This is a genomic window from Butyricicoccus sp. AF35-5AC (genome assembly GCF_003477715.1).
In the GTDB taxonomy this organism is placed as follows: domain Bacteria; phylum Bacillota; class Clostridia; order Oscillospirales; family Butyricicoccaceae; genus Agathobaculum; species Agathobaculum butyriciproducens.
In genome coordinates, this window is record NZ_QUDX01000008.1 from 1 (window position 1) to 450 (window position 450).

Genomic DNA, 450 nt, shown 5'->3' on the forward strand with positions numbered 1-450 from the left:
CCCGTCCGCCACTAAGTCGAGAATTCCATCTCCGAAGAGATTTCCAAAACGACTCCGTTCGACTTGCATGTGTTAGGCACGCCGCCAGCGTTCATCCTGAGCCAGGATCAAACTCTCTAAAAATTGTATTAAAAGAACCGAAGTTCTTAAAATCGACTTTAGAGTCTGACGTGTCACTTTGTTTTAACTGGAGTTGTGACTTCCAGCGATTTACCAAGAGTAAAAAACTCTCGAAATTTCAGGTTCGCACTACAACCTTCGTTCTTTTGAACAAAAGTTTAAGCACATCGTTGTTTAATTTACAAGGTACAATCTGCTGTTTTCAAAGAGTTTTCACAACTTTTCGTTGTTCTTAACCGCTCATCAACAGCTTATTTAGTATATCAAAACCAGAAGCGTTTGTCAAGAACTTTTTTCAAATTCTTTTTCAGAACCTCAATCGGTTCTAAA

1 rRNA gene is annotated in these 450 nt (G+C 38.9%); it reads right to left on the reverse strand.

The features are described from left to right. Positions 1–123, reverse strand: a 16S ribosomal RNA gene (locus DWZ82_RS10510); the annotation flags it as partial. Between the last annotated feature and the right edge of the window lie 327 nt (positions 124–450).